Annotated in this window: 20 protein-coding genes; 12 read left to right on the top strand and 8 right to left on the bottom strand. The window is 55.9% G+C overall.

The window, feature by feature from the left end:
* Window positions 1-5: 5 nt before the first annotated feature.
* Genes BKX96_RS09390 through BKX96_RS09380 form a run of 3 tightly spaced genes read right to left on the bottom strand, consistent with a single transcriptional unit; the run spans window position 6 to window position 3,146 of the window.
* A complete protein-coding gene (locus BKX96_RS09390) occupies window positions 6-794 on the bottom strand; it encodes an SDR family NAD(P)-dependent oxidoreductase (protein WP_077183569.1) in 789 nt (262 codons plus the stop codon).
* Window positions 791-1,966 (bottom strand): acyl-CoA dehydrogenase family protein, encoded by a 1,176-nt coding sequence (locus tag BKX96_RS09385; RefSeq protein WP_077183567.1) that lies wholly within the window; start codon window positions 1,964-1,966, stop codon window positions 791-793. Before BKX96_RS09385 ends, BKX96_RS09390 begins: the two co-directional genes overlap by 4 nt.
* Window positions 1,967-1,976: 10 nt before the next feature.
* Window positions 1,977-3,146, bottom strand: coding sequence for a phosphotransferase family protein (locus tag BKX96_RS09380; protein ID WP_256721434.1), 1,170 nt, complete (start codon window positions 3,144-3,146; stop codon window positions 1,977-1,979).
* A gap of 84 nt (window positions 3,147-3,230) precedes the next feature.
* On the opposite strand from BKX96_RS09380, the gene BKX96_RS09375 reads away from it, so the two are divergent.
* From BKX96_RS09375 to BKX96_RS09365, 3 genes are all read left to right on the top strand, one after another.
* Window positions 3,231-4,400: an acetyl-CoA acetyltransferase gene (locus tag BKX96_RS09375; protein ID WP_077183565.1), complete on the top strand. Its 1,170-nt coding sequence runs from the start codon at window positions 3,231-3,233 to the stop codon at window positions 4,398-4,400.
* A 37-nt stretch (window positions 4,401-4,437) separates the two neighbouring features.
* A complete protein-coding gene (locus BKX96_RS09370) occupies window positions 4,438-5,232 on the top strand; it encodes an enoyl-CoA hydratase-related protein (RefSeq protein ID WP_077183563.1) in 795 nt (264 codons plus the stop codon).
* Window positions 5,233-5,364: 132 nt separating this feature from the next.
* Window positions 5,365-6,642 (top strand): OprD family porin, encoded by a 1,278-nt coding sequence (locus BKX96_RS09365; RefSeq protein WP_077183561.1) that lies wholly within the window; start codon window positions 5,365-5,367, stop codon window positions 6,640-6,642.
* 63 nt (window positions 6,643-6,705) lie between these two features.
* Here the strand turns inward: BKX96_RS09365 and BKX96_RS09360 are convergent, their stop codons facing one another.
* Both BKX96_RS09360 and BKX96_RS09355 read right to left on the bottom strand, forming a co-directional pair.
* Entirely contained in the window at window positions 6,706-7,602 is an 897-nt protein-coding gene (locus BKX96_RS09360) for an N-acyl homoserine lactonase family protein (RefSeq protein ID WP_077183559.1), read from the bottom strand.
* 37 nt (window positions 7,603-7,639) lie between these two features.
* Complete coding sequence (locus BKX96_RS09355; protein ID WP_077183557.1) at window positions 7,640-8,209, bottom strand: hypothetical protein; 570 nt, start codon at window positions 8,207-8,209, stop codon at window positions 7,640-7,642.
* A gap of 264 nt (window positions 8,210-8,473) precedes the next feature.
* Between BKX96_RS09355 and BKX96_RS09350 the strand changes: the two genes are divergently transcribed.
* From BKX96_RS09350 to BKX96_RS09340, 3 genes are all read left to right on the top strand, one after another.
* Window positions 8,474-9,361 (top strand): LysR family transcriptional regulator, encoded by an 888-nt coding sequence (locus BKX96_RS09350; protein ID WP_077183555.1) that lies wholly within the window; start codon window positions 8,474-8,476, stop codon window positions 9,359-9,361.
* A 160-nt stretch (window positions 9,362-9,521) separates the two neighbouring features.
* Window positions 9,522-10,088 (top strand): 2,4'-dihydroxyacetophenone dioxygenase family protein, encoded by a 567-nt coding sequence (locus BKX96_RS09345; RefSeq protein ID WP_256721432.1) that lies wholly within the window; start codon window positions 9,522-9,524, stop codon window positions 10,086-10,088.
* A 228-nt stretch (window positions 10,089-10,316) separates the two neighbouring features.
* The gene (locus BKX96_RS09340) at window positions 10,317-11,654 is read left to right on the top strand and encodes an MFS transporter (RefSeq protein WP_077183551.1); all 1,338 of its coding nucleotides are present in this window, start codon (window positions 10,317-10,319) and stop codon (window positions 11,652-11,654) included.
* Window positions 11,655-11,842: 188 nt separating this feature from the next.
* On the opposite strand, the gene BKX96_RS09335 is transcribed toward BKX96_RS09340, so the two are convergent.
* Both BKX96_RS09335 and BKX96_RS09330 read right to left on the bottom strand, forming a co-directional pair.
* Window positions 11,843-12,124, bottom strand: coding sequence for a DUF2790 domain-containing protein (locus BKX96_RS09335; RefSeq protein ID WP_082240474.1), 282 nt, complete (start codon window positions 12,122-12,124; stop codon window positions 11,843-11,845).
* Between the two features lie 69 nt (window positions 12,125-12,193).
* On the bottom strand, window positions 12,194-12,607 hold the full coding sequence (locus BKX96_RS09330; protein WP_008018018.1) for an ester cyclase: 414 nt from the start codon (window positions 12,605-12,607) through the stop codon (window positions 12,194-12,196).
* 162 nt (window positions 12,608-12,769) lie between these two features.
* On the opposite strand from BKX96_RS09330, the gene BKX96_RS09325 reads away from it, so the two are divergent.
* The gene (locus BKX96_RS09325; protein ID WP_077183549.1) at window positions 12,770-13,648 is read left to right on the top strand and encodes a LysR substrate-binding domain-containing protein; all 879 of its coding nucleotides are present in this window, start codon (window positions 12,770-12,772) and stop codon (window positions 13,646-13,648) included.
* A gap of 45 nt (window positions 13,649-13,693) precedes the next feature.
* Here BKX96_RS09325 and BKX96_RS09320 read toward each other — a convergent pair whose 3' ends face one another.
* Window positions 13,694-14,581: a LysR family transcriptional regulator gene (locus tag BKX96_RS09320; protein ID WP_008018016.1), complete on the bottom strand. Its 888-nt coding sequence runs from the start codon at window positions 14,579-14,581 to the stop codon at window positions 13,694-13,696.
* A gap of 131 nt (window positions 14,582-14,712) precedes the next feature.
* Here BKX96_RS09320 and BKX96_RS09315 point away from each other — a divergent pair, with 131 nt between their 5' ends.
* Genes BKX96_RS09315 through BKX96_RS09295 form a run of 5 tightly spaced genes read left to right on the top strand, consistent with a single transcriptional unit; the run spans window position 14,713 to window position 20,136 of the window.
* Window positions 14,713-15,540 carry an HTD2 family dehydratase gene (locus BKX96_RS09315; protein ID WP_077183547.1) on the top strand — a complete coding sequence of 276 codons (828 nt, stop codon included), beginning with the start codon at window positions 14,713-14,715 and terminating at the stop codon, window positions 15,538-15,540.
* A gap of 40 nt (window positions 15,541-15,580) precedes the next feature.
* Entirely contained in the window at window positions 15,581-16,741 is a 1,161-nt protein-coding gene (locus BKX96_RS09310; protein ID WP_077183545.1) for an acyl-CoA dehydrogenase family protein, read from the top strand.
* A 12-nt stretch (window positions 16,742-16,753) separates the two neighbouring features.
* Window positions 16,754-18,106 carry an MmgE/PrpD family protein gene (locus BKX96_RS09305; protein WP_077183543.1) on the top strand — a complete coding sequence of 451 codons (1,353 nt, stop codon included), beginning with the start codon at window positions 16,754-16,756 and terminating at the stop codon, window positions 18,104-18,106.
* 6 nt (window positions 18,107-18,112) lie between these two features.
* Window positions 18,113-19,318: a CaiB/BaiF CoA transferase family protein gene (locus tag BKX96_RS09300; RefSeq protein ID WP_077183541.1), complete on the top strand. Its 1,206-nt coding sequence runs from the start codon at window positions 18,113-18,115 to the stop codon at window positions 19,316-19,318.
* Entirely contained in the window at window positions 19,315-20,136 is an 822-nt protein-coding gene (locus tag BKX96_RS09295) for an HpcH/HpaI aldolase/citrate lyase family protein (protein WP_077183539.1), read from the top strand. Before BKX96_RS09300 ends, BKX96_RS09295 begins: the two co-directional genes overlap by 4 nt.
* The last annotated feature ends 41 nt before the right edge of the window (window positions 20,137-20,177 follow it).

Raw genomic sequence — 20,177 nt, 5'->3', positions numbered from 1 at the left:
CTCGCTCAGCACGCCGTCCAGCCGCCATCAACGGCCAGTGAATGACCGGTGACATAGGCGGCTGCCGAAGAGGCCAGAAACAGACTGGCGCCCACAATTTCCTGTGGCTCGCCGAAACGTCCCATGGGGGTGCGATCCAACACCCGGCGCCCCAGCACCGGATGGGTGCGCAGGCCTTCAGTCAGGTCAGTGGCGAAATAGCCGGGTGCAACGGCATTCACTCGTACGCCTTTAGGTGCCCACTCCAGGGCCAATTGGCGGGTCAACATTTCGACGCCGCCCTTGGCAGCGCAATAGGCGGTGGTTTTAGCCAAGCCGACACGACCCGCCACTGAGGTGATGTTTATGATCGCACCCTGGCCTGCGTCGAGCATGAATTGCCCGACGTGCTTGCACGTAAGAAACACACCCGTGAGGTTGACGTCGAGAATCTGTCTCCACTCCTGCAGGGTGGTTTTTTCTGCCGACTTGTACCAAGGGTTGATGCCCGCGTTGTTCACCAGAACGTCGATCCTGCCGTAGGTTTCATGCACTGATTTGCTCAGGGTCGACACGCTGTCTTCATCGGCGATGTCAGCCACAAAAGCAGAGGCTTTGCCACCGGCCTCAACAATTTCGCTGGCGGCGATATTCAATTGCTCGAGATTGCGACCCACCAGAATCACAGTGGCACCCTGCTTCGCGAACCCATCGGCAATTGAGCGCCCCAGTCCGCGGCCACCGCCGGTGACGATCACCACTTTATCCGCGAGGTCTGTGAACAGGGTCGCAGGGGTAAGAAGGGCCTGGTTCATTGGGAAGTCCTCCCCAGACGACGAGCGATACTCCAGCGATGCACCTCGGACGGACCGTCATAGATCCGGAATGCGCGGACATCACGAAAGATCCGCTCAACTTCGGTATCGGCGGTGACACCCATACCACCGAGCACTTGTACGCAACGATCGACAATTCGCCAGATGGCCTCCGAAGCATGCACTTTGACCATGCTGCTTTGCGCGCTGGCGCGTTCGCCGGTATCGAGTAACCAGGCTGTGTGCCAGATGCTCAAGCGGGTGGTGTGCAAGTCGATCTCGTTATCGGCCAGCATGAAGCCGATACCCTCGTGAGCGACGATAGGATGACCAAAGGCCTCGCGTTTCTGCGCATAGGCCACAGCGATATCGTGGGCCCTTTGCGCAGCTCCCAGCCAACGCATGCAGTGGGTCAGGCGCGCCGGAACGAGGCGTACCTGTGCGTAGCGAAACCCTTCACCGATTTCGCCAAGCACGTCCGTTTTGGACACCCGCATGTTCTCCAGCCTGACTTCAGCGTGGCCGCCGGTGAACGATGAATCGAGCGTGTCCAGCGCGCGTTCGATGCGAAAACCCGGATTGGGCAGGTCAGCCAGGAACATAGTGGCACCGACATCCACGTCGTCCACGATCGTGCGGGCCATGATGATGGTGAACGCCGCACCGTCCGCACCGGTGATCAGCCATTTACGACCATTGATGACGAAATCGTCGCCGTCGTTGATTGCCGTGGTCTTGAGCAGTGTCGGATCAGAGCCAGCCCCCGGTGAAGGTTCGGTCATACAAAAGCAAGAGCGTGTTTTGCCTTCTGCCAAAGGCTTTAGCCAGAGCTCCTTTTGCTCAGTGGATGCGACCGCTTGCATCAAATGCATGTTGCCCTCATCGGGCGCGGCACAGTTCAACGCCACGGGCCCCAGCATCGAGTAACCCGCCGCTTCGAAAATCACGGCGCGGCCAATGTGCGGCAAACCAAGGCCACCCAAAGAAGTGTCAACATGGGGGCTCAGCAAGCCTGTTTCGCGGGCATGCGCGATCAGCTCACTGCGCAACTCGTCGCTGGGCCCATGGGCAGTGCGTCGCGGGTCTTTCTCGTAGGGGATGACCACTTCTCGAATGAAAGTGCGGGTCTTGTCTCGCAACTGTACGAGTGAGTCGGGCAGCGTGAAGTCCATAGCAACGTCCTCAGAGAATTTTATCGTTGGCGATAGTAAGGGTGAATTCGAAGAGGTCTTCGGCCAGTTGGCCGAAGTCGGCGTAACGCGGATCTTTGGTTTCACCGAGCAGGTGGCGGCGGTGCAATTGTTGAAACACTACGGCCAGTTTGAACATCGTCAGGACCCGGTAGGGCTTCAAGTCTTCCAGGCCGCGTCCGGTCAACGCGCTGTAGGTATTAGCGACAGCTTCGCGATTGGCAAAGCCCGGTTGCAGCGTCGGCATTTGCGCCAGACGGTGCATGCAGGAAGGATCGTCCGGTTCGCTCCAATAGCTCAGGAGCGTGGCCAGGTCGAACAACGCATCGCCCTGGGTGCCCATGTCCCAGTCAACGATGGCGCGGGGCTGCAGGGTTTTCGGGTCAATCAGAATGTTGTCTAGCTTGAAGTCGTTGTGCAGCAACACGGGATTGCCCGCTTCAGGGTCGGGGGCATCAGTCAGCCATTGCGCAAGGGTTTGGGCGGGGCAGCTCAAGCTGCCATTGGCAATCAATTGCGCGCGCTTGATCCAGCCCAGCGTATTACGCCTGAAGAAGCCTTGTGGGTGACCGAGCGCTTCCAGCCCAACACTGGCGAGGTCGACCGTATGCAATTGCGCGAGCGTTTCCACCAGCATCTTTGACAGTTGATGGCCCGTGTTTTCGGTCGCAGGCAGTGGCTGGGTGCTGTCCCCGCGCAAAGAAAGTCCGGCGCGATAGTCAATCAAAAGAAACGGCGCACCGGCGATGGCGGCATCAGAGCAAAAATGATGGCTGCGCGGAGCCAATGCGAATGTTCTCCAGAGTCGAGAAAGGATCCGGTGCTCACGCTGCATGTCGTTAGCGCCCGGCGGTAACGGACCGGCTGGAGGACGACGCAGCACCATCCAGTTGTGGTTGATGCGTACCAGGAAATTCAGGTTCGCGAGGCCGCCTGACAATTGTCGAGGGGCGACCCCGGGATCCATCTGCAAACGGTGGCCAGCGAGATAACGTTCGATGGTTGGCCAATCCAGCCCCTGGCTTGCCACCTCTGGCCGCAGTGCAGCGCCCTCGGGATATTGACGCTGGACAGTGGGAGTAAATCCTATCTCGACCATAACTGCTGTCTTCCAGATGTTGAGCTTGCGATAATTATTGTCGGACCGAAAAATGAACGTCAAGCGGAAAAATCACCTGTTGCGCATGTCTGCGATACAGATTAAGAATAATGTCGGACTGAAATGACGATCGACGGAGAAGCGAACATGCTCGGCAATATCATAGGTTGGGCTCACACCCCCTTCGGCAAGCTAGCGAACGACACGCTTGAATCGCTGATTACGCGGGTTACCGTGGATGCGTTGGCACATGCGGGTCTTGACGCTCTGGATGTGGATGAGATTGTCATCGGGCACTTCAACCAGGGGCTGGATCCTCAGGGATCTCCGGCGTCCCTGGTTCTGCAGGCCGACCCCGGCTTGCGCTACAAGCCTTCGACACGAGTGGAAAATGCCTGCGCCACGGGTTCCGCAGCGGTAAGACAGGCATCCAGCCTGATCATGTCCGGCCAGGCGAAGGTGGTTCTGGTGGTTGGTGTCGAGAAAATGACTGCGGTCGCTGAAGACGTCGTGCGCAAGGCGCTGGTTTCGGCCAGTTACGTCGCCCAGGAGGGCGGCCCCGAGGCCTCGTTCGTCGGGTTGTTCGCGGGTATCGCCCAGCAGTATTTCGCCCGCTATGGCAATCAATCCTTGGCACTTGCCCACATCGCGGCAAAAAACCATCGCAATGGCAGTCTCAATCCATTGGCTCACATGCGTAAAAACCTAGACGTGGATTTCTGTCACCAGGTGTCCACCGGCAACCCTTATGTCGTTGCTCCGTTGCGTCGCACGGACTGCTCGCTTGTGTCTGACGGGGCTGCGGCGTTGGTGCTCGTCAGCGACGACATTGCGGCACGAACAGAACGGGTGATCAGCATTCGTGCGCTGGCACAAGTCAATGATTACCTGCCGATCAGTCGCCGAGACATCACCCGCTTCGAGGGTGCTGCCAAGGCCTGGCAAGCTGCGCTGGGCATGGCCGGGCTGGCACTCGACGACCTCGATTTCGTTGAAACCCATGACTGTTTCACGATTGCCGAACTGATCGAATATGAGGCGATGGGGCTCACCCCTCCAGGTCAGGGCGCCCGGGCCATTCTGGAAGGATGGACAGAGCCGGGTGGGCGATTACCGGTGAATCTGTCCGGTGGCTTGAAAGCCAAAGGGCATCCGATCGGCGCGACCGGGGTGTCCATGCACGTCATGACCGCCATGCAGCTGGCCGGCGAATCACCGGGCCTGCAACTGGCCGATACACCGCGGCTGGGCGGAATTTTCAACATGGGCGGAGCCGCCGTGGCCAATTACGTCAGCATTCTCGAACGTACCCGATAAGCACGGCTGACGCAGCCGATCAACGCAGGAGACTGGAATGGGAGACATGGCGGCCTTAGGCCTTTTGAATTACGTGCGCGTAAAACGGAGCGAACGGGTCGGGTGGGTCACGCTCGACCGTCCCGAGGCAATGAATGCATTGAACACCCAGATGATTCTGGAAATTTCCCAGGCGCTGGATTGTTTTGAAGAAGACGAAAGCATCGGCTGCATTGTCTTGACCGGCAGCAACAAGGCTTTCGCTGCGGGGGCAGATATTCTGGAAGCGCTCGATCAGGAGTTCCCGCAAACCAGCGTCAATAATTTTCTCGGCGAATGGGACCGAATTGCCCGCTGCCGTAAGCCCATGATCGCTGCGGTGGCCGGTTATGCGCTGGGCGGAGGCTGCGAAGTGGCGATGATGTGCGACTTGATCGTGGCCGCGGACAACGCCAGTTTCGCGTTGCCGGAGATATCTCTGGGGTTGATACCCGGTGCGGGCGGAACTCAACGTCTATCGCGCTGGGTCGGTAAAGCAAAAGCCATGGATCTGTGCCTGACGGGCCGTCGGATCGGTGCTGAAGAAGCCGAGGCTATCGGACTGGTATCGAGAGTGGTGCCCACGGGGCAGTTGCTGGACGAAGTCAGTGCGATCGCGAAGAAAATTGCCGAGCGTTCATTACCGAGTTTGTTGCTCCTTAAAGAGTGTGTGAATCGAGCGTATGAAACCGGATTGAGCGAAGGGCTCGGTTTCGAACGTCGCACGTTTCACTCGTTGTTCGCGACCCAGGATCAGAAAGAAGGTGCCCGCGCATTCGTTGAGAAACGATTGCCAGTCTTTCGGCATCGCTGATAGGCAATAAGACCTCTGTTAAAGCGAACAGGCCGGATCTTCAGATCTGGCCTGACGGTTTCGCACGTCTGAAAACCGAGTGTGTTTATTCATAGACGACGTACCCATAACAATAAAACAGGTATACAAAACATGACTCCGAGAATGAATGTTGTCTGCTTGACGGGCATATTGGCCGCGGTTCCCGCCCTGGCCCAAGCCGACTTTCTCAAAGACAGCCGCTTGAATTTCAGTACTAAAAACTACTATTTCAATCGCGATTACCGAGACGGCACGGGGCCCTCCAAGGCCGAGGAGTGGGCGCAAGGTTTTGTTATGAAATACCAATCCGGTTATACCGATGGGCCGCTCGGGTTAGGACTGGACGCAATCGGCATGCTCGGCATCAAGCTTGACTCGGCGCCTGAGCGTTCGGGTACCGGCATACTGGCGCGCCAGGCTGTGTCCGATAATCCAGGCAAGCCCTACGCCAAACGCGCTGCTGATGACTATTCGAAGTTGGGATTGACGGCCAAGGCGCGCCTCTTTGACAGCAACGAACTATTCGTCGGTAGCCTCCAACCCGCAGGCATCGCGGTGATACAGCCAAACATCAGTCGTCTATTCCCCCAGACTTTTGAAGGCCAGCAACTGACCAGCAAGGCCATCGGAAACCTGACGTTGAACCTGGGCCATATCAGTCAAGTGAAGCAACGCGACTCTACCGATTTCGAAAAAATGGGAATCACCAGCCAATCCGGACAGTACTCCAGCGCGGCGCGCTCTGACGATTTCAAGTTTGCCGCGGCCGACTATCAAATCACCCGGGATCTGCTGGCGAGTTTGCATTTCGGCCGACTCCAAGACATCTACCAACAAGGTTTCGTGGGCCTCAAATACAACACGCCATTGGGCCCTGGTCGTCTATTGGGAGAGCTACGCTACTTTGACGGCAGCGACGCTGGCGCGGCACTGGGAGGCCATGTAGATAACCAGGCGCTCAGCACCAATATCGGGTATTCCATCGACGGTCATACCGTCAGTGGCGGGTATCAGAAACAATGGGGCGATACAGCCTATCCGTTGATTGACGGCACGGTCAGTTACCTGTTCACCGAGTTGCAGGTCAGTAACTTCTCCCGCGCCAGGGAACGCTCCTGGCGCGCGCGTTATGACTACAACTTTGCCGCTGCGGGAATGCCCGGGCTGACGTTCACCACGGTTTATGTGCAGGGTGACCAAGCCAGGGTGGTGAACATGAATCAGGAAGGCCAGGAGTGGGAACGCGACACCTACATAACCTATGTCGTGCAGGACGGTCCGCTGAAGAATGTCGGAGTGCAATGGCTGAACGCGACTCAGCGCTCCAATTACACGCGCAACACCGATGAAAATCGATTGATTTTCAGCTACAGCCTGGCGTTGAAATAGCGCTACACACATAAAAAAAGCCGTCTTTTTAGACGGCTTTTGTCTGTAATGGGGCCGGCGTGATCAGACGCGAGATTGTTCACCCTCTGCCAGACAGACTTGCATGATCCGCAGGTTTTTGTCCGTCACGCGAGTAGGGAAAACCTCACTCAAACGGTCTTCGTGTACAGGGATGACTCGCTTGACTTCATAGTCGACCGCTTTGAGCATGTCCTCGGTCGCCAGCACCAAGTTGGTGTTGCTGTTTTGCGCCAGGCCAACGGGACGGTAGTCTAGCGTTCCAGTGATATCACTGTTGATGATCTGCGGATTGGCCACCATGTTGTCGTAGACGTACACAAGGTCTCCGGCCAACACCCAGCTGTTTTGAGCGACCGCTGCCAGATCGTTGCGCACATGTACCCACATGCAGCCGAAGGTGTGGCTGTCGAACGCAACGCGTAGATCAATGCCAGGCGCTACATCTTCCATTTCGCCATCTACGCAAATCAGCCGTCCTTGGCGGGCCAGTTCCACTGCACGGAGAATGTCCGAGGGATCAAGACCCGTGCGCGTCCAGCTCAGTCGGTCCGGCAGGGCCATGGCCCAGATCCATTTCGACAGTTCTCGTTCCTGAAGGTAGAACCGCGCATTGGGGAAAGCATCGGTGTTACCGAAATGGTCAAAGTGAGCGTGTGTGACAAACACGGTATCGATGTCTTCGGGGGTCACATCGCACTGAGCCAGAACCTCTCGCGCGGAATGCCAGTTAGTCACGCCAAACTGCCCAGCCAGGGCCTGGCCATAGTCACGATGGTTGTAACCGACGTCCACCATAATGGTCCGGCCATTTCCCTTTATCAGCACGTAGCAGTACGGCAACTTTCGAACACCTTCGTTATGGATGCCGTATTTGATACCGCTGACTGGAAAGTCAGGGATGTGGGCGTATTCGAGAATCCAGATCGAGTAGGGGGACATGACAGCCTCTTTTATTGGTCTTTGATTGACTGTGGTTTCACTGCTGCGAACAACAAAAACAGGTGTTTTGCAGGTCCACCGGCATAAGCCCTGAGTGCGGGATGGCGATGCAGCGCAAGAGTGCGTTGGCCTTGTTGAGTTCGCTCAGCCATCCGGGGGCGCGTGTTTTGAAAACAGCAGCGTTATTGATGTTGCGATGCAAGGCCCGAGAGAGATCAAGCAGGTTTCTGGCCGCGAGTGAAAGGTGTTTGAAATGCGTTAACCCCATAGGCGGAACCTTGAGTTGGTTCAGCAAATCCAGGGTCTCTATCAGCGCCTGTTCCGGGGTTTTGGCTAATTGCGCGTAGGTGGAAAAGCCATTGCGGGCATGCCCGAGAATTAGCAAGCCAGCCATTTGCGCAATGACCCGATTGAGCTGCCCATAAGGATGTTCGATCAAGGCGACGTAACGATTGAGCTCATCGGTGACATGCACCAACGAGCGGTCTGACGGGACGGGTATAGGCTGAACCGCTTCATCGCCGAAGGGGGCCAGGCGACCCTCCATACAGTCCTGACTGAACGACAATGAGTAAGGCGAGTCTTGCGAACGCATAGCATCAAACATGTGGGGGCTCTCTTATTGTAATCCGCTTGAGTATTTGAGCGGCCCGGCCCCTTGGCAAACGCATAAAACTGATCACAGCTAATCGACTGGCTGATGGATATCCCTGGGTTTTTCCTGTGAACAAAATTCACATCCGGTGTGAATAACCGGGCGTATCCACGGATTCAGAGATGTAATAGTTTAAGCCCATGCGCTCCCAAAGCCGCCGGCACCGCCGTCGAAACTAATAAGAGAAGGAGGAGAGATCTGGACAACTATTCCCAAATGCTCGCCTTCATCCGAGCGGCCGAACATGGCAGTTTTTCCGCGGCGGCCCGTGCCGGCCATCTGACCCCCTCGGCCGTCAGCAAGCTGATTTCACGACTGGAAGATCGCTTGCAGGTGCGATTGTTTGTGCGAAGTTCTCGGGCACTGCTGCTGACGGAGGAGGGCGCGGCGTACCTCAAAAGTGCACTGGCCGTCGTCGATGCCATGAGCGAGGCGGACTCACTGGCCGAGCGATTGCCCACCAGGGTCAGTGGCATGCTGCGCGTGCATACGATGACCACGTTCGCCAAGCATCAGATAATGCCGTGGCTACCTGAATTTCTCGCCACTTACCCGCTCCTTGATCTCGACATTCAGCTGGGGCCGCAATACATCGATCTGTTCGAGCAAGGGGTGGATGTGGCGATTCACAGCGGGTTCTTGCCTGACTCTTCGCGGGTGGCGCAACGTCTGAATGACAATGAATGGATTGTGTGCGCTTCACCCGAATACCTGGCCCGTCAGGCGCCTCTGCTCCATCCGCAGGACTTACTGGAGCATCAGTGCTTCGGGTTCAGTTTCGATAGTCAGTGGAGCGCCTGGTCGTTTCGGGAAAACGGTCGCTTGATCAAGGTGCCGTTCCGCAGTCGCACGTCATTCAGCCAGGGTGACCTGTTGCGAGATCTGGCGCTGCAAGGGGCGGGCGTCGTCAAATTAGCCGGGTTTCATATTGGCGAGGATATTCGTCAAGGTCGTCTCGTCCCTGTGCTGTCCGAGTTTTATACCGGAACAAAAGAATCAGTCAGTCTGATTTACGCGAACCGTAAATACTTAAGTCCGCGAATCAAAGTATTTAATGACTTCCTCAGCAGCCGCGTCAAAGGCTTGTGCTGGACGATTACATAACACATTTTAGCAAGACCCTCTTTCGTGCCCTGTTGCTTGAGCTGCATTGATTGAAAGTGCGCTCAATCGTTATCAAGTTGCACGTTTGCTGCCGACTTGATGGTGTCTGCGATAGCGATATCGCAATCTGGTAAATGTCTGACCGTGAGGTTGAATAAAAATGACTGTACAAGAACAAAGTTTGGCAAGGCCTGTGATGACTTCTCATCGTGGTGATCGATCCAAGGTGCCCTATCAATTCGACCAGCCGGCCGGTATGCCAGCCGACTTTTTGCTGGCGGGTGCGCTTAATCTCGACTGTGATGAACGCGAGTGGGTACCCCAGGCTGAAGGTGTGTGGTTTCGGCCATTGATACTGAGCTTGAGTGGCGGCTACTTCGTCAATCTCACCCGGGTGCGGCGCTCAGGTGTGCTGTCCCGCCACCGCCATGGTGGGCCGGTGCACGCGTTTACTTTACGGGGCCACTGGCATTACCTCGAACACGAATGGGTGGCCACCGAAGGGAGCTACGCGTTTGAACCACCTGGAGAAACCCATACGCTGGTAGTGCCCGAAGAGGTCACCGAAATGATTACCTTGTTTCATGTGACCGGCAACTATGTCTATGTAGACCCCTACGGTAATGCACTGGATTACGAAGACGTTTATACGAAACTGGAAAGTGCCCGTCAGCATTATGAAAGTGTCGGGTTAGGCGCTGACTATGCCGATCGTTTCATTCGTTGACACCTGACCCGTATCAACTGTACGCCGCGAACTCTAAATGAATTTACGAATTCGCATTGTTCGCGGATACCAGTTTTTCTAACTTGCGTGAATTTTTATGCTGCTTGCGCAGCAAGCAATACTTGTTGAAATCCATGTCGCGGGGTATTAAAAGCGCGGCCCCGAGTTTGACTCGATGAAATCTTTCTTGCGCACTTCCAATAACAATATTTGCAGGAGATTCGATCCATGCAACTCCAATCCTCCGTCGCTCAAGGCGCCATGGCGTTGATCGATGACAACGATCCTGTTTATCGAAAAATTGCCTGGCGGCTCATGCCGTTTCTGTTCGTCTGTTACGTGTTCGCCTATCTGGACAGAGTGAACGTCGGGTTTGCCGCATTACATATGAAAGCCGACCTGAGTTTCTCCGACGCCGTCTACGGCCTGGGGGCGGGTATCTTTTTCTTCGGTTACGTGTGCTGCGAGATACCCAGCAATTTGTTGATGAAACGTCTGGGTGCCCGGGTCACTATCGCCCGAATCATGATCGGCTGGGGCTTTGTGTCGTGTTGCACCATGCTCGTTCATAGTCCCACCTCGTTCTATCTCATGCGCCTGTTGCTCGGCGCTTTTGAGGCAGGCTTCGCTCCGGGGGTATTGCTGTACTTGACGTTCTGGTTTCCACCGGCCCGACGGGCTCAAATGGCCGCGATTTTTCTCTGCGGGTCGGCTATCGCTGGCGTGGCAGGGGCGCCGTTGTCAGGGGTCATTCTGGATGCGTTCCATGGGATTGCCGGGCTGCAAGGCTGGCAATGGCTGTTTGTCATAGAAGGAGTTCCGTCCATCGTGCTGGGCCTCATCGCACTGGCGTTGCTCTCTGATGGCCCGAGTACCTGCAAGTGGCTCAGACCCGACGAAAAGGCCAAAGTAATACGGCATTTGGCGAGTTTCCAGCCGGCAGTCGATAGCGGTTTCCTGGCCGCTCTGCGAGAACCTCCGATCCACTTGATCGCCTTGACCTGGTTCACCATCGTTTGTGGCCACAACGCCGTCAACTTCTGGATGCCTATGATGTTGCGGGAAGCAGGCTTGACCACCGCGACGCAGATCGGCATGTGGGCCGTCGTGCCTTATACCTTCACCACGATCGGAATGATCCTGATCTCACGACATTCCGATCAGCGACTCGAGCGGCGTATTCATATTTCTGCGTGTTCATTGCTGGCGGCGGTAGGTTTTGGGATGTTGCCATTTGTTCAGGGCCATTTTGGCCTGAGTATTTTCGGGCTGACACTGGCAGCGCTCGGTGTGTTCTCTGCAATGCCGATCATCCTCGCAATGCCAATGAGCTATCTGCCGGCCGGCGCCACCGCCGGGGGGATCGCTTATGTGAACACGATCGGGATGCTGGGTGGTTTTGTCGGGCCTTACATGATGGGCGCGATCAAGACGGCTACGGGCAGTTTTGCGAACGGGTTGTTCGCCGTTACCGGACTGTTGTTGATCGGAATATTGATCATGACCTTGATGGTACGAACTCCTCGCCTGGAACCTGTGCTGGATGCGCGAGTACCTGCCGCATAAAGCGAAGAAAATAGTGTGTGACATTGCCTGCTCGCGATGTGATTCGTTAGATAATTCGTCGAGTGATTACTCGGCGATTTAACTATTTCGTTTGTACTCGCAGGGGCGGAGAGGGGCTTGCTCTTGTTTTTATAATGCAAGCGGTGAGGCGCAAGGAGCCGTAGTCGTTTGATGCGCGGGTGTAACCGTTAACCGCCGAAGGCGTCGCAATCTGTTGACAACGAAAGGTATTCAAGCCCTTTGATGTGTCCACTGGAGTCGCGGTAGATCATGGTCACGGGAGCGGCATTGCACTTATCCGCTGGGGTCGTAATCGAAATCACACTGGCGATGTCCAGGTGCATTGCGTAGCGATACGGTTCAATTTCTACATGGCGTTCATCTGTTGACTGACCTGCCATGACTGTGGAACAGAACACCAGAACTGCCAATGGAAGCAGGTTTTTCATTGCAATAACCTCGTTGATCAAGACTCCCTCCGTACGTTGCGTGGACGAAACCGAGGGAGGTAAGTCGGGTGTTGAGGCAGCGATTCGACCTTAGAGACCGATAACGTCGCGATGAACCTCAAGCGAATTGCGCTCTACCCAGTTGTGCGCCAGCAGACCGTCTGGGCGTACTTCCCAAACCGCAGTCCCGAGCATTTCGAAAGGTGTGCTACACGAGCGAGCACCTATGAAGCCCTTGTTCTTGCCGGTGAGTTTCCACCGTGAGGCCACGCGAGTACCTTCTTTGTTCTGGAAGGTCTCGATGCTGCCAAATGTGAAATCTTCGATCTTCGACAGAAAGACGCCGATCCACTCAATAAAAGCTTCACGGCCGACGACATCGACCCCGCCAGAGGTAATGACAAAGTCTTCAGCAACAAAGCGCGCGGCGGCCTGCGGATCTTTCGCCTGCCAGACTTCGCGCCAGAAGCGTTCAACAATTTCTACAGCTTTATTGTCAGGCATTTTCTATCTCCTGGAATTTGGGCTCCGCGTCCCATTCAGTGGTGACGCCGGGTTAATCGGTGAACGTCCCTGGGGGATGATCACAAGCACGATGTTCGGAGTTTGCTATCTATAATTCAAACGCATAAAGTTAATGGCATCTAGTTGATAGGCGAATTCATCATGCAAGCGGGCGACGTTGATATCGATTTGCTTCGGGCGTTTATCGCAGTCGCAGAAACGGGAAGCTTCACGGCGGCGGCTGAGGTGATTGCACGATCGCAATCAGCGGTGAGTCAGAAAATTATCCGGTTGGAAGAAGTACTTGGCATGCGCGTTTTCGAGCGCACCAGTCGTGCATTGACCCTGACCCCGGAGGGCGAACGTCTTCTGGTTGGCGCACGCAAAATGATGGTGCACTTTGACAATTTCGTCCGTGAAATCAGGGAGCCGGAGGAGGTGAATGTCCTGCGTCTGGGCATCTCTGAGAACCTGGTGCCTACCCAGTTGCCTCGACTGCTCTCCCGCTTCAGCAAGCTCTATCCGGATATCCAGCTGGAACTCACCACTGGCCTCAGCAACGACTTGTTGGCGGACCACGAAGCAGGACGGCTGGACGTGGTGATCGCTAAACGCAAGATCAGCGCCACGGCCCAGCGAGGCAGAATCATCTGGCGTGAACCACTGGTCTGGATTGCCGCAAAGGATTATGAAATTGAAGCATCGCGGCCGGTGCGCCTGGTGATGATGCGACCTCCATGCGCGTACCGCGCGATCATGATCGAGGCGATGGCTTCGGTAAGGCGCGAGTGGACTTCGGCCTGTCTGGCCAGCAATCTGATTGGCGTTCAAGCAGCCGTAGCAGGCGGATTGGGTATCACCGCCCTTGGCACTTCATTTCTGCAAGAAGGCATGAAAATCGTCGAGCCCTCGGAAAAATTGCCAACGCTGCCCACCACTGAAGTGGCGGTGATCGGAGATGATGTTCGCACTCAGCATTTAGTCCAGCCTTTGGTGTCGTTGCTGACTGAAGGACTGATGTCTGGCACTAGCCTGACCTGACATTCCAGATTTCATCCTTCTTGTTCGCGTCTGCGAAGGGCGCCTTCAATGCTGATCTTGCAATAGCGCGATCAACGCCTTCACACAGCCGGGCAATGCTTCTATGTCACGAACCAGGATGCTGCGTTCGCGAACGACCCAAGGCTCGTCCAACGATAATATGGCCAGATTCATGGTTTTACTGTTACGGATGGCGGCCGACTCCGGTATGACGCCAATGCCGACACCCGCCTCAACCATTCGGCAAACGGCCTCGAAGCTCGACAACTGAATTCGCCATACCAGGGTTTCACCCAACAACTCGGCCTGGTCGCGGACAAACGCCTGGAGCGTGCTGCCTTCTTGCAAGCCGACGTGATGGAACGCCACAGTGTCACGCAATTTTATGTGCTTGCGTTGTGTCAGCTCGTGCTCTTTGGGTACCACAAGCACCAGTCGGTCTGTACTGAAGTGCAACACTTGAAGGTTTTTCGCCGCAACAGGGCCGGCAATGATGCCGATATCCGTTGAGCCATCAAGTACCCCTCGAATGATGTCGCGCGATAGGCGCTCGCGTAAATCAACCGTCACACCAGGGCGTGCGGCGAGGAATCCTGCCAGCAGTTCCGGAAGGAACTCAGTGACAGCAGTTGTATTGGCGAAAATGCGAATGTGTCCGGAAGAATCGGTGCCGAATTCGGCGAACTCGGTTTTCAAGTAACCGACCTGACGCATGATCAATCGGGCATGCTGCAAAAGCTTCTTCCCGGCGTCCGTCAGATCGACACCCTTGCTGTCGCGATACAACAAGTGGCTGTTCAACTGCGCTTCCAGCGCCTTGATTCGCACGCTTGCAGCGGCAGGCGAGATGAAGGCTCGTCGCGCCCCCTGAGTCAGACTGGAGGCTTCTGCGATGTGTATGAACAACCGCAGATCGGTCAAATCAAAGTGCATCGGCAAAGCCCTTTTCCTACTAGCTGAAGCGTTAATTTTGTATTAACGCCGGGTTAAATAAAAGTAGATTCACAGAACGCCAGGCCACTCGCATTATCGGCCTCGACCGAATAATCGAGGACGCACATTTCATGAGTAATCAAGACCTGAGCGCTTGGCTTGGCAAGACTGAACAGGCGGTGGATGATCTGGAATCAGGACAAATCAAGCGCGTAGCGGCAACTTTTGGTGCGCAGCCGATAATGCCCGGCGCGCCGCTTCCAGCGTTGTGGCACTGGTGCTTTTTTCAGGACCCCGTGGCCGAGTCTGGCCTGGGGGCAGACGGACATCCAGCCCGCGGCGGTTTCCTGCCTCCTGCCGACAATCGCAATCGAATGTGGGCCGGCAGCCGCGTCGAATTCTTTCAATCGCTACTTGCCGGTATTGAGGCGTCCCGCCTCTCGACCGTCACGCATATCGAAGAAAAAGTCGGGCGCAGCGGCCAGTTGTTGTTCGTGACGGTAAGGCACGAGTTTTTCCAAAACGGACACCTGTGCATTCGCGAAGAACAGGACATTGTGTATCGCGAGGCCAGCGCACCGAATCTGGCACCCGGCAATGCAGTGCCGGCAGCCCAGTGGAATGAAACCGTTTCTCCTACCGCCGTACTGTTGTTCCGTTATTCGGCCATAACGTTTAACGCGCACCGTATTCATTACGACGTTCCCTATGTCGTGGACGTTGAAGGCTATCCCGAAAAAGTCGTCCACGGCCCACTCATAGCCACACTGAATCTGCATGCATTTTTACGCGCCCATCCCACTGCACAACTGCGCACCTTCAGCTTTCGTGGCGTACGCCCATTGATCGCTCCCCAACTCTTTGAAGTTGGAGGAACACTAGTTGAATCCAACCACGCGCAGTTATGGGCGAGCAATGAAGGTGGGATCGCACAGGTCGCAGATCTGATTTTTGACTGAGTGAGCCAACACACTTGCTGGCATTTTGAGAGTGATTGCAATGCAAAACAAAAATGAAGAACTCAACGCAATTCGGGAAGGTGTACAGGCATTGTGCGCGGAGTTCGACGGCGCTTACTGGCGTGAGGTCGATGAGCGCAAGGGCTTCCCGGAAGCGTTTGTCAAAGCACTGACTGACGCCGGATGGTTGGCCGCAATGATTCCTTTGGAATATGGCGGATCTGGCCTGGGGTTGGCCGAAGCCTCGGTGATTCTCGAGGAGGTCAACCGTTGTGGCGGTAACTCCGGCACCGTGCACGGGCAGATGTACAACATGTTTACGCTCCTGCGCCACGGTAGCGAAGAGCAGAAAAGTTACTACCTCCCCAAAATCGCTGCAGGTGAACTGCGGCTGCAATCCATGGGGGTCACTGAGCCCTCTACGGGGACAGACACCACGAAGATCAAAACGACGGCCGTTCGCAAGGGCGACAAGTATGTAATCAATGGGCAGAAAGTCTGGATCTCGCGCATCCAGCACTCCGACCTGATGATCCTGCTGGCGCGGACCACGCCCCTGGCGGAAGTGCAAAAGAAGTCGGAAGGCATGTCGATCTTCCTGGTCGATCTACGCGAAGCCATCGGAAACGGCCTGACTGTCCAGCCGATAGCAAACATGGTCAATCATGAAACCAACGAGTTGTTTTTCGACAATCTGGAATTGCCGCTCGACAGCTTGATTGGGGAGGAGGGCAAAGGATTCAGGTACATCCTTGACGGCCTTAATGCCGAACGGACGTTAATCGCCGCAGAGTGCATTGGAGACGGCCGCTGGTTTATTGAAAAAGCCAGTGCTTATGCCCGTGATCGCGTGGTTTTTGGGCGCCCGATCGGGCAAAACCAAGGTGTCCAGTTTCCGATTGCCGAAGCTCATATCGAAATCGAGGCGGCCGATCTCATGCGCTGGCGTGCTTGTGAAGAGTACGACAGCGGCATTAACGCCGGTGCCAGTGCCAACATGGCAAAGTACCTCGCTGCAAAAGCTTCTTGGGAAGCCGCCAATGCATGCTTGCAGACCCACGGAGGCTTCGGTTTTGCCTGTGAATATGACGTTGAACGCAAGTTCCGCGAAACACGCCTCTATCAGGTCGCCCCGATTTCCACCAACTTGATCTTGTCGTACGTAGCTGAGCACTTGCTCGAGCTGCCTCGCAGTTTTTAAGGGAGTCAGCCCGTGAGCCATACACAACTATTAGCCAATTTTCTCGCTGATCTTAATTATTCTCACATCCCCGACAACGTGTTGAACCGTACAGAGGAACTGTTTCTTGACTGGCTCGGCTCTGCGCTCGCCAGTCAGGGCGCGCACCCGATCCCGCTGTTTGAACGTTACGCAGAAACAATGGGACCGGCGCAGGGCAGGGCGACAATCGTCGTCAACGGTCGCAGCACCTCCGCGTACTTTGCAGCGTTGGTCAATGGCGCTTCATCGCATCTGGTTGAGCAGGACGATTTACACAATAGTTCGGTGCTGCATCCTGCCACCGTCGTGTTTCCGGCGGTGTTAGCCGCCGCGCAAGAGCTCGGGAAGTCAGGCAGGGACCTACTTTTGGCCTCGATTGCTGGCTATGAGGCAGGTATCCGCATTGGTGAGTTTCTGGGGCGTTCGCATTATCGTATTTTCCACACGACAGCGACCGTCGGAACCCTGGCGTCGGCGGTTGGGGTGGGCAAGTTGCTTGGATTCAACCAGGAACAATTTATAAATCTGCTGGGTACTGCCGGCACTCAAGCGGCCGGACTTTGGGAGTTTTTGCGCGATGCCGCCGACTCCAAGCAACTGCACACGGCTAAGGCCGCCGCAGATGGTTTGCTCGCGGCCTATTTAACTCAAGACGGGCTTACCGGAGCGCGCAATATTCTGGAAGGCGATCAAGGCTTGGCTGCTGGAATGTCCAGTGATGCCGAACCAGGAAAATTATCGAATGGCCTGGGCAGCCGATGGGCATTGCTTGAGACCTCGTTCAAATTCCATGCCTCATGTCGGCACACCCATCCTGCTGCTGACGCACTGCAGAATCTGATGCGCGAACATGAGCTGACCCATAAAAATATTGCCAAGGTGGTCACCCACGTCCATCAGGCTGCCATCGATGTGTTGGGGCGCGTGGTAATGCCCAAGACTGTCCATCAGGCGAAATTTTCCATGGGAACGGTCTTGGGTTTGATCGCCGTTCACGCAAAGGCAGGGTTATTCGAGTTCGATCGTCTGGCGCTGACAGATGCGGATGTCGCGAGTTTTGCAAAAAACGTCAGCATGGAACTGGATCTGGAAGTCGATCGCGCTTATCCCCAGCAGTGGCTCGGTCGGGTACAAGTCACCACAACGGATGGCCGGGTATTTCTTGGCAAATGCGATGAGCCTAAAGGTGATCCGGGTAACACGCTGTCTCGCCTCGAACTGGAAGAAAAATTTCGTAGATTGCTGGGCTTTTCTGAAGCACGAACACCCGACCAGATCAACCTGTTGATCGCACGTGTCTGGGCGCTGCAGTCCACCGACAACCTGTCGACGCTGTTGGAGTAGTCGTTAATGAATCAGAACAATAACGCAACGCGTCCGTTGGACGGGATCACGGTTGTCAGCCTCGAACACGCTATTGCAGCGCCATTTTGTACGCGCCAGCTGGCGGACATGGGCGCTCGGGTGATTAAAATTGAACGACCCGATGTTGGCGATTTTGCTCGCGGGTATGACACTCGAACCAACGGCTTGGCGTCGCATTTTGTGTGGAGCAATCGCTCAAAGGAAAGCCTCGCATTGGACGTCAAGGCAGAAGGTGCGGACCGTGTACTCGACGCTTTACTTGCCAAGGCCGACGTCCTGGTGCAGAACCTGGCACCTGGTGCGGCTGCGCGAATGGGGTTGTCGTTTGAAGCGCTGCGCGACAGGTACCCGCGGCTTATCGTCTGCGACATCTCGGGGTACGGGGAGGGCGGGCCTTACTCGGACAAGAAAGCGTATGACTTGTTGATTCAAAGCGAGAGCGGCTTCTTGTCGGTCACCGGGGGGGCCGGCGAGGATGAGATGGCCAAGGCCGGGTGTTCGATCGCCGACATCGCCGCCGGTATGTATGCCTACAGCGGCATATTATCCGCGCTGCTGTTGCGCGGGCGCACAGGGCTTGGCAGTCGGGTCGATGTCAGCATGCTAGAAAGTCTCGCTGAATGGATGGGCTTTCCAATGTATTACGCCTACGACGGTGCTCAGCCGCCACCGCGTGCCGGCGCCTCCCACGCCACCATTTACCCCTACGGACCGTTCCCGGCCGGCGACGGAGGAGCGGTGATGCTCGGTCTGCAAAATGAGCGCGAATGGGCGACTTTCTGCGACCACGTGTTGCTGATGCCGAGCCTGAAACTCGACGAGCGTTTCTCCGCCAACGTCAAGCGCTCCGCCAATCGCAAGGTTTTACGGCAGATCATCGTAGATACCTTTGCCGATCTGAAGGCAGCAGAAATTGTCGAGCGGCTGGACTGCGCGCATATTGCCAGCGCCAACGTCAACGATATGGCCGGGTTGTGGAACCATCCACAACTCAAAGCGCGCAAACGCTGGGTACAGATTGAAAGTCCCGCAGGTTTGCTTCCGGCAATGCTGCCTCCAGGCATCAACAGTGCGTTCGCTCCTCGCATGGACCCGGTCCCCGCGCTGGGTGAACACAGTGAAGCCATTCTTGAAGAGCTCGGTTATACGGTCGAATCGATTGAGCAAATGAAGCGGGAGGCAGTGATATGAGTGGACGAAACTTACCGTCGGTGATCACTGCGCTGTTTGTTCCAGGGAGTCGACCGGACCGGTTTTCAAAGGCGCTGGCTTATGGCGCGGACCGGGTGATTGTCGATTTTGAAGACGCCGTTGAGGAGTCTCTCAAACAACAGGCTCGCCACAATCTGGCAGCGTTTCTGCGTAGTCATCCGCAAACGCAAGTCATGGTGCGCATTAATGCGCCCGATCATTGTGAGCACGCCGCCGATATTGACTTCTGCGCGGAGCACCCGGGTGTTATCGGCGTGATCTTGCCCAAAGCCGAGTCAGATGCTCAGGTCGAGGCACTCCTGCGTTGTGGCAAACCCGTGTGGCCGCTGATTGAAAGTGCCAGGGGCCTGCTTGCGCTGCAGAGCATCGCAACGGCCAAAGGTGTTGAGCGCTTGAGTTTCGGGGGCCTGGACCTGGCTCTGGACTTGGGTATGAAGGGCGCTGAAGAAAGCGCAACGATCATGGATCAGGCTCGCTTTCAACTGCTGTTGCACAGCGTGAGCGCTGGCCTGGCGCCGCCGATTGATACCGTGTTTGCCAATATCGGTGATTTGCACGGGTTGTCACTGGCAGCACATCGCGCACGCGGTATGGGGTTTGATGGTTTGCTGTGCATACATCCTGCTCAGCTGACAGTGGTCGCAACGGTGTACGCCCCTGCGGCGCATGAGGTCGAGTGGGCTCGCAACGTCCTTGCTGCGGCTGAAAAGGAAGGGGGTGCGTTTCGTTTCGATGGACAGATGGTTGATGCGCCCGTGCTGCAGCGCGCTCGTCAGGTACTGGCTCATGCAAACTAATCGGAAATTTTGCTTCAAATGCCGAACGATCTTGCGCAAAG

It is taken from the genome of Pseudomonas putida, from assembly GCF_001976065.1.
Lineage (GTDB): Bacteria > Pseudomonadota > Gammaproteobacteria > Pseudomonadales > Pseudomonadaceae > Aquipseudomonas > Aquipseudomonas serbica.
This window is presented reverse-complemented; position numbering and strand designations above follow the sequence as displayed.

Bases quoted from the DNA above. Each gene is read 5' to 3' on its own strand.
- BKX96_RS09390 (WP_077183569.1), bottom strand. From the start codon at position 794: ATGAACCAGGCCCTTCTTACCCCTGCGACCCTGTTCACAGACCTCGCG.
- BKX96_RS09385 (WP_077183567.1), bottom strand. From the start codon at position 1,966: ATGGACTTCACGCTGCCCGACTCACTCGTACAGTTGCGAGACAAGACC.
- BKX96_RS09375 (WP_077183565.1), top strand. From the start codon at position 3,231: ATGCTCGGCAATATCATAGGTTGGGCTCACACCCCCTTCGGCAAGCTA.
- BKX96_RS09370 (WP_077183563.1), top strand. From the start codon at position 4,438: ATGGGAGACATGGCGGCCTTAGGCCTTTTGAATTACGTGCGCGTAAAA.
- BKX96_RS09365 (WP_077183561.1), top strand. From the start codon at position 5,365: ATGACTCCGAGAATGAATGTTGTCTGCTTGACGGGCATATTGGCCGCG.
- BKX96_RS09360 (WP_077183559.1), bottom strand. From the start codon at position 7,602: ATGTCCCCCTACTCGATCTGGATTCTCGAATACGCCCACATCCCTGAC.
- BKX96_RS09355 (WP_077183557.1), bottom strand. From the start codon at position 8,209: ATGTTTGATGCTATGCGTTCGCAAGACTCGCCTTACTCATTGTCGTTC.
- BKX96_RS09350 (WP_077183555.1), top strand. From the start codon at position 8,474: ATGCTCGCCTTCATCCGAGCGGCCGAACATGGCAGTTTTTCCGCGGCG.
- BKX96_RS09345 (WP_256721432.1), top strand. From the start codon at position 9,522: ATGACTGTACAAGAACAAAGTTTGGCAAGGCCTGTGATGACTTCTCAT.
- BKX96_RS09340 (WP_077183551.1), top strand. From the start codon at position 10,317: ATGCAACTCCAATCCTCCGTCGCTCAAGGCGCCATGGCGTTGATCGAT.
- BKX96_RS09330 (WP_008018018.1), bottom strand. From the start codon at position 12,607: ATGCCTGACAATAAAGCTGTAGAAATTGTTGAACGCTTCTGGCGCGAA.
- BKX96_RS09325 (WP_077183549.1), top strand. From the start codon at position 12,770: ATGCAAGCGGGCGACGTTGATATCGATTTGCTTCGGGCGTTTATCGCA.
- BKX96_RS09320 (WP_008018016.1), bottom strand. From the start codon at position 14,581: ATGCACTTTGATTTGACCGATCTGCGGTTGTTCATACACATCGCAGAA.
- BKX96_RS09315 (WP_077183547.1), top strand. From the start codon at position 14,713: ATGAGTAATCAAGACCTGAGCGCTTGGCTTGGCAAGACTGAACAGGCG.
- BKX96_RS09310 (WP_077183545.1), top strand. From the start codon at position 15,581: ATGCAAAACAAAAATGAAGAACTCAACGCAATTCGGGAAGGTGTACAG.
- BKX96_RS09300 (WP_077183541.1), top strand. From the start codon at position 18,113: ATGAATCAGAACAATAACGCAACGCGTCCGTTGGACGGGATCACGGTT.
- BKX96_RS09295 (WP_077183539.1), top strand. From the start codon at position 19,315: ATGAGTGGACGAAACTTACCGTCGGTGATCACTGCGCTGTTTGTTCCA.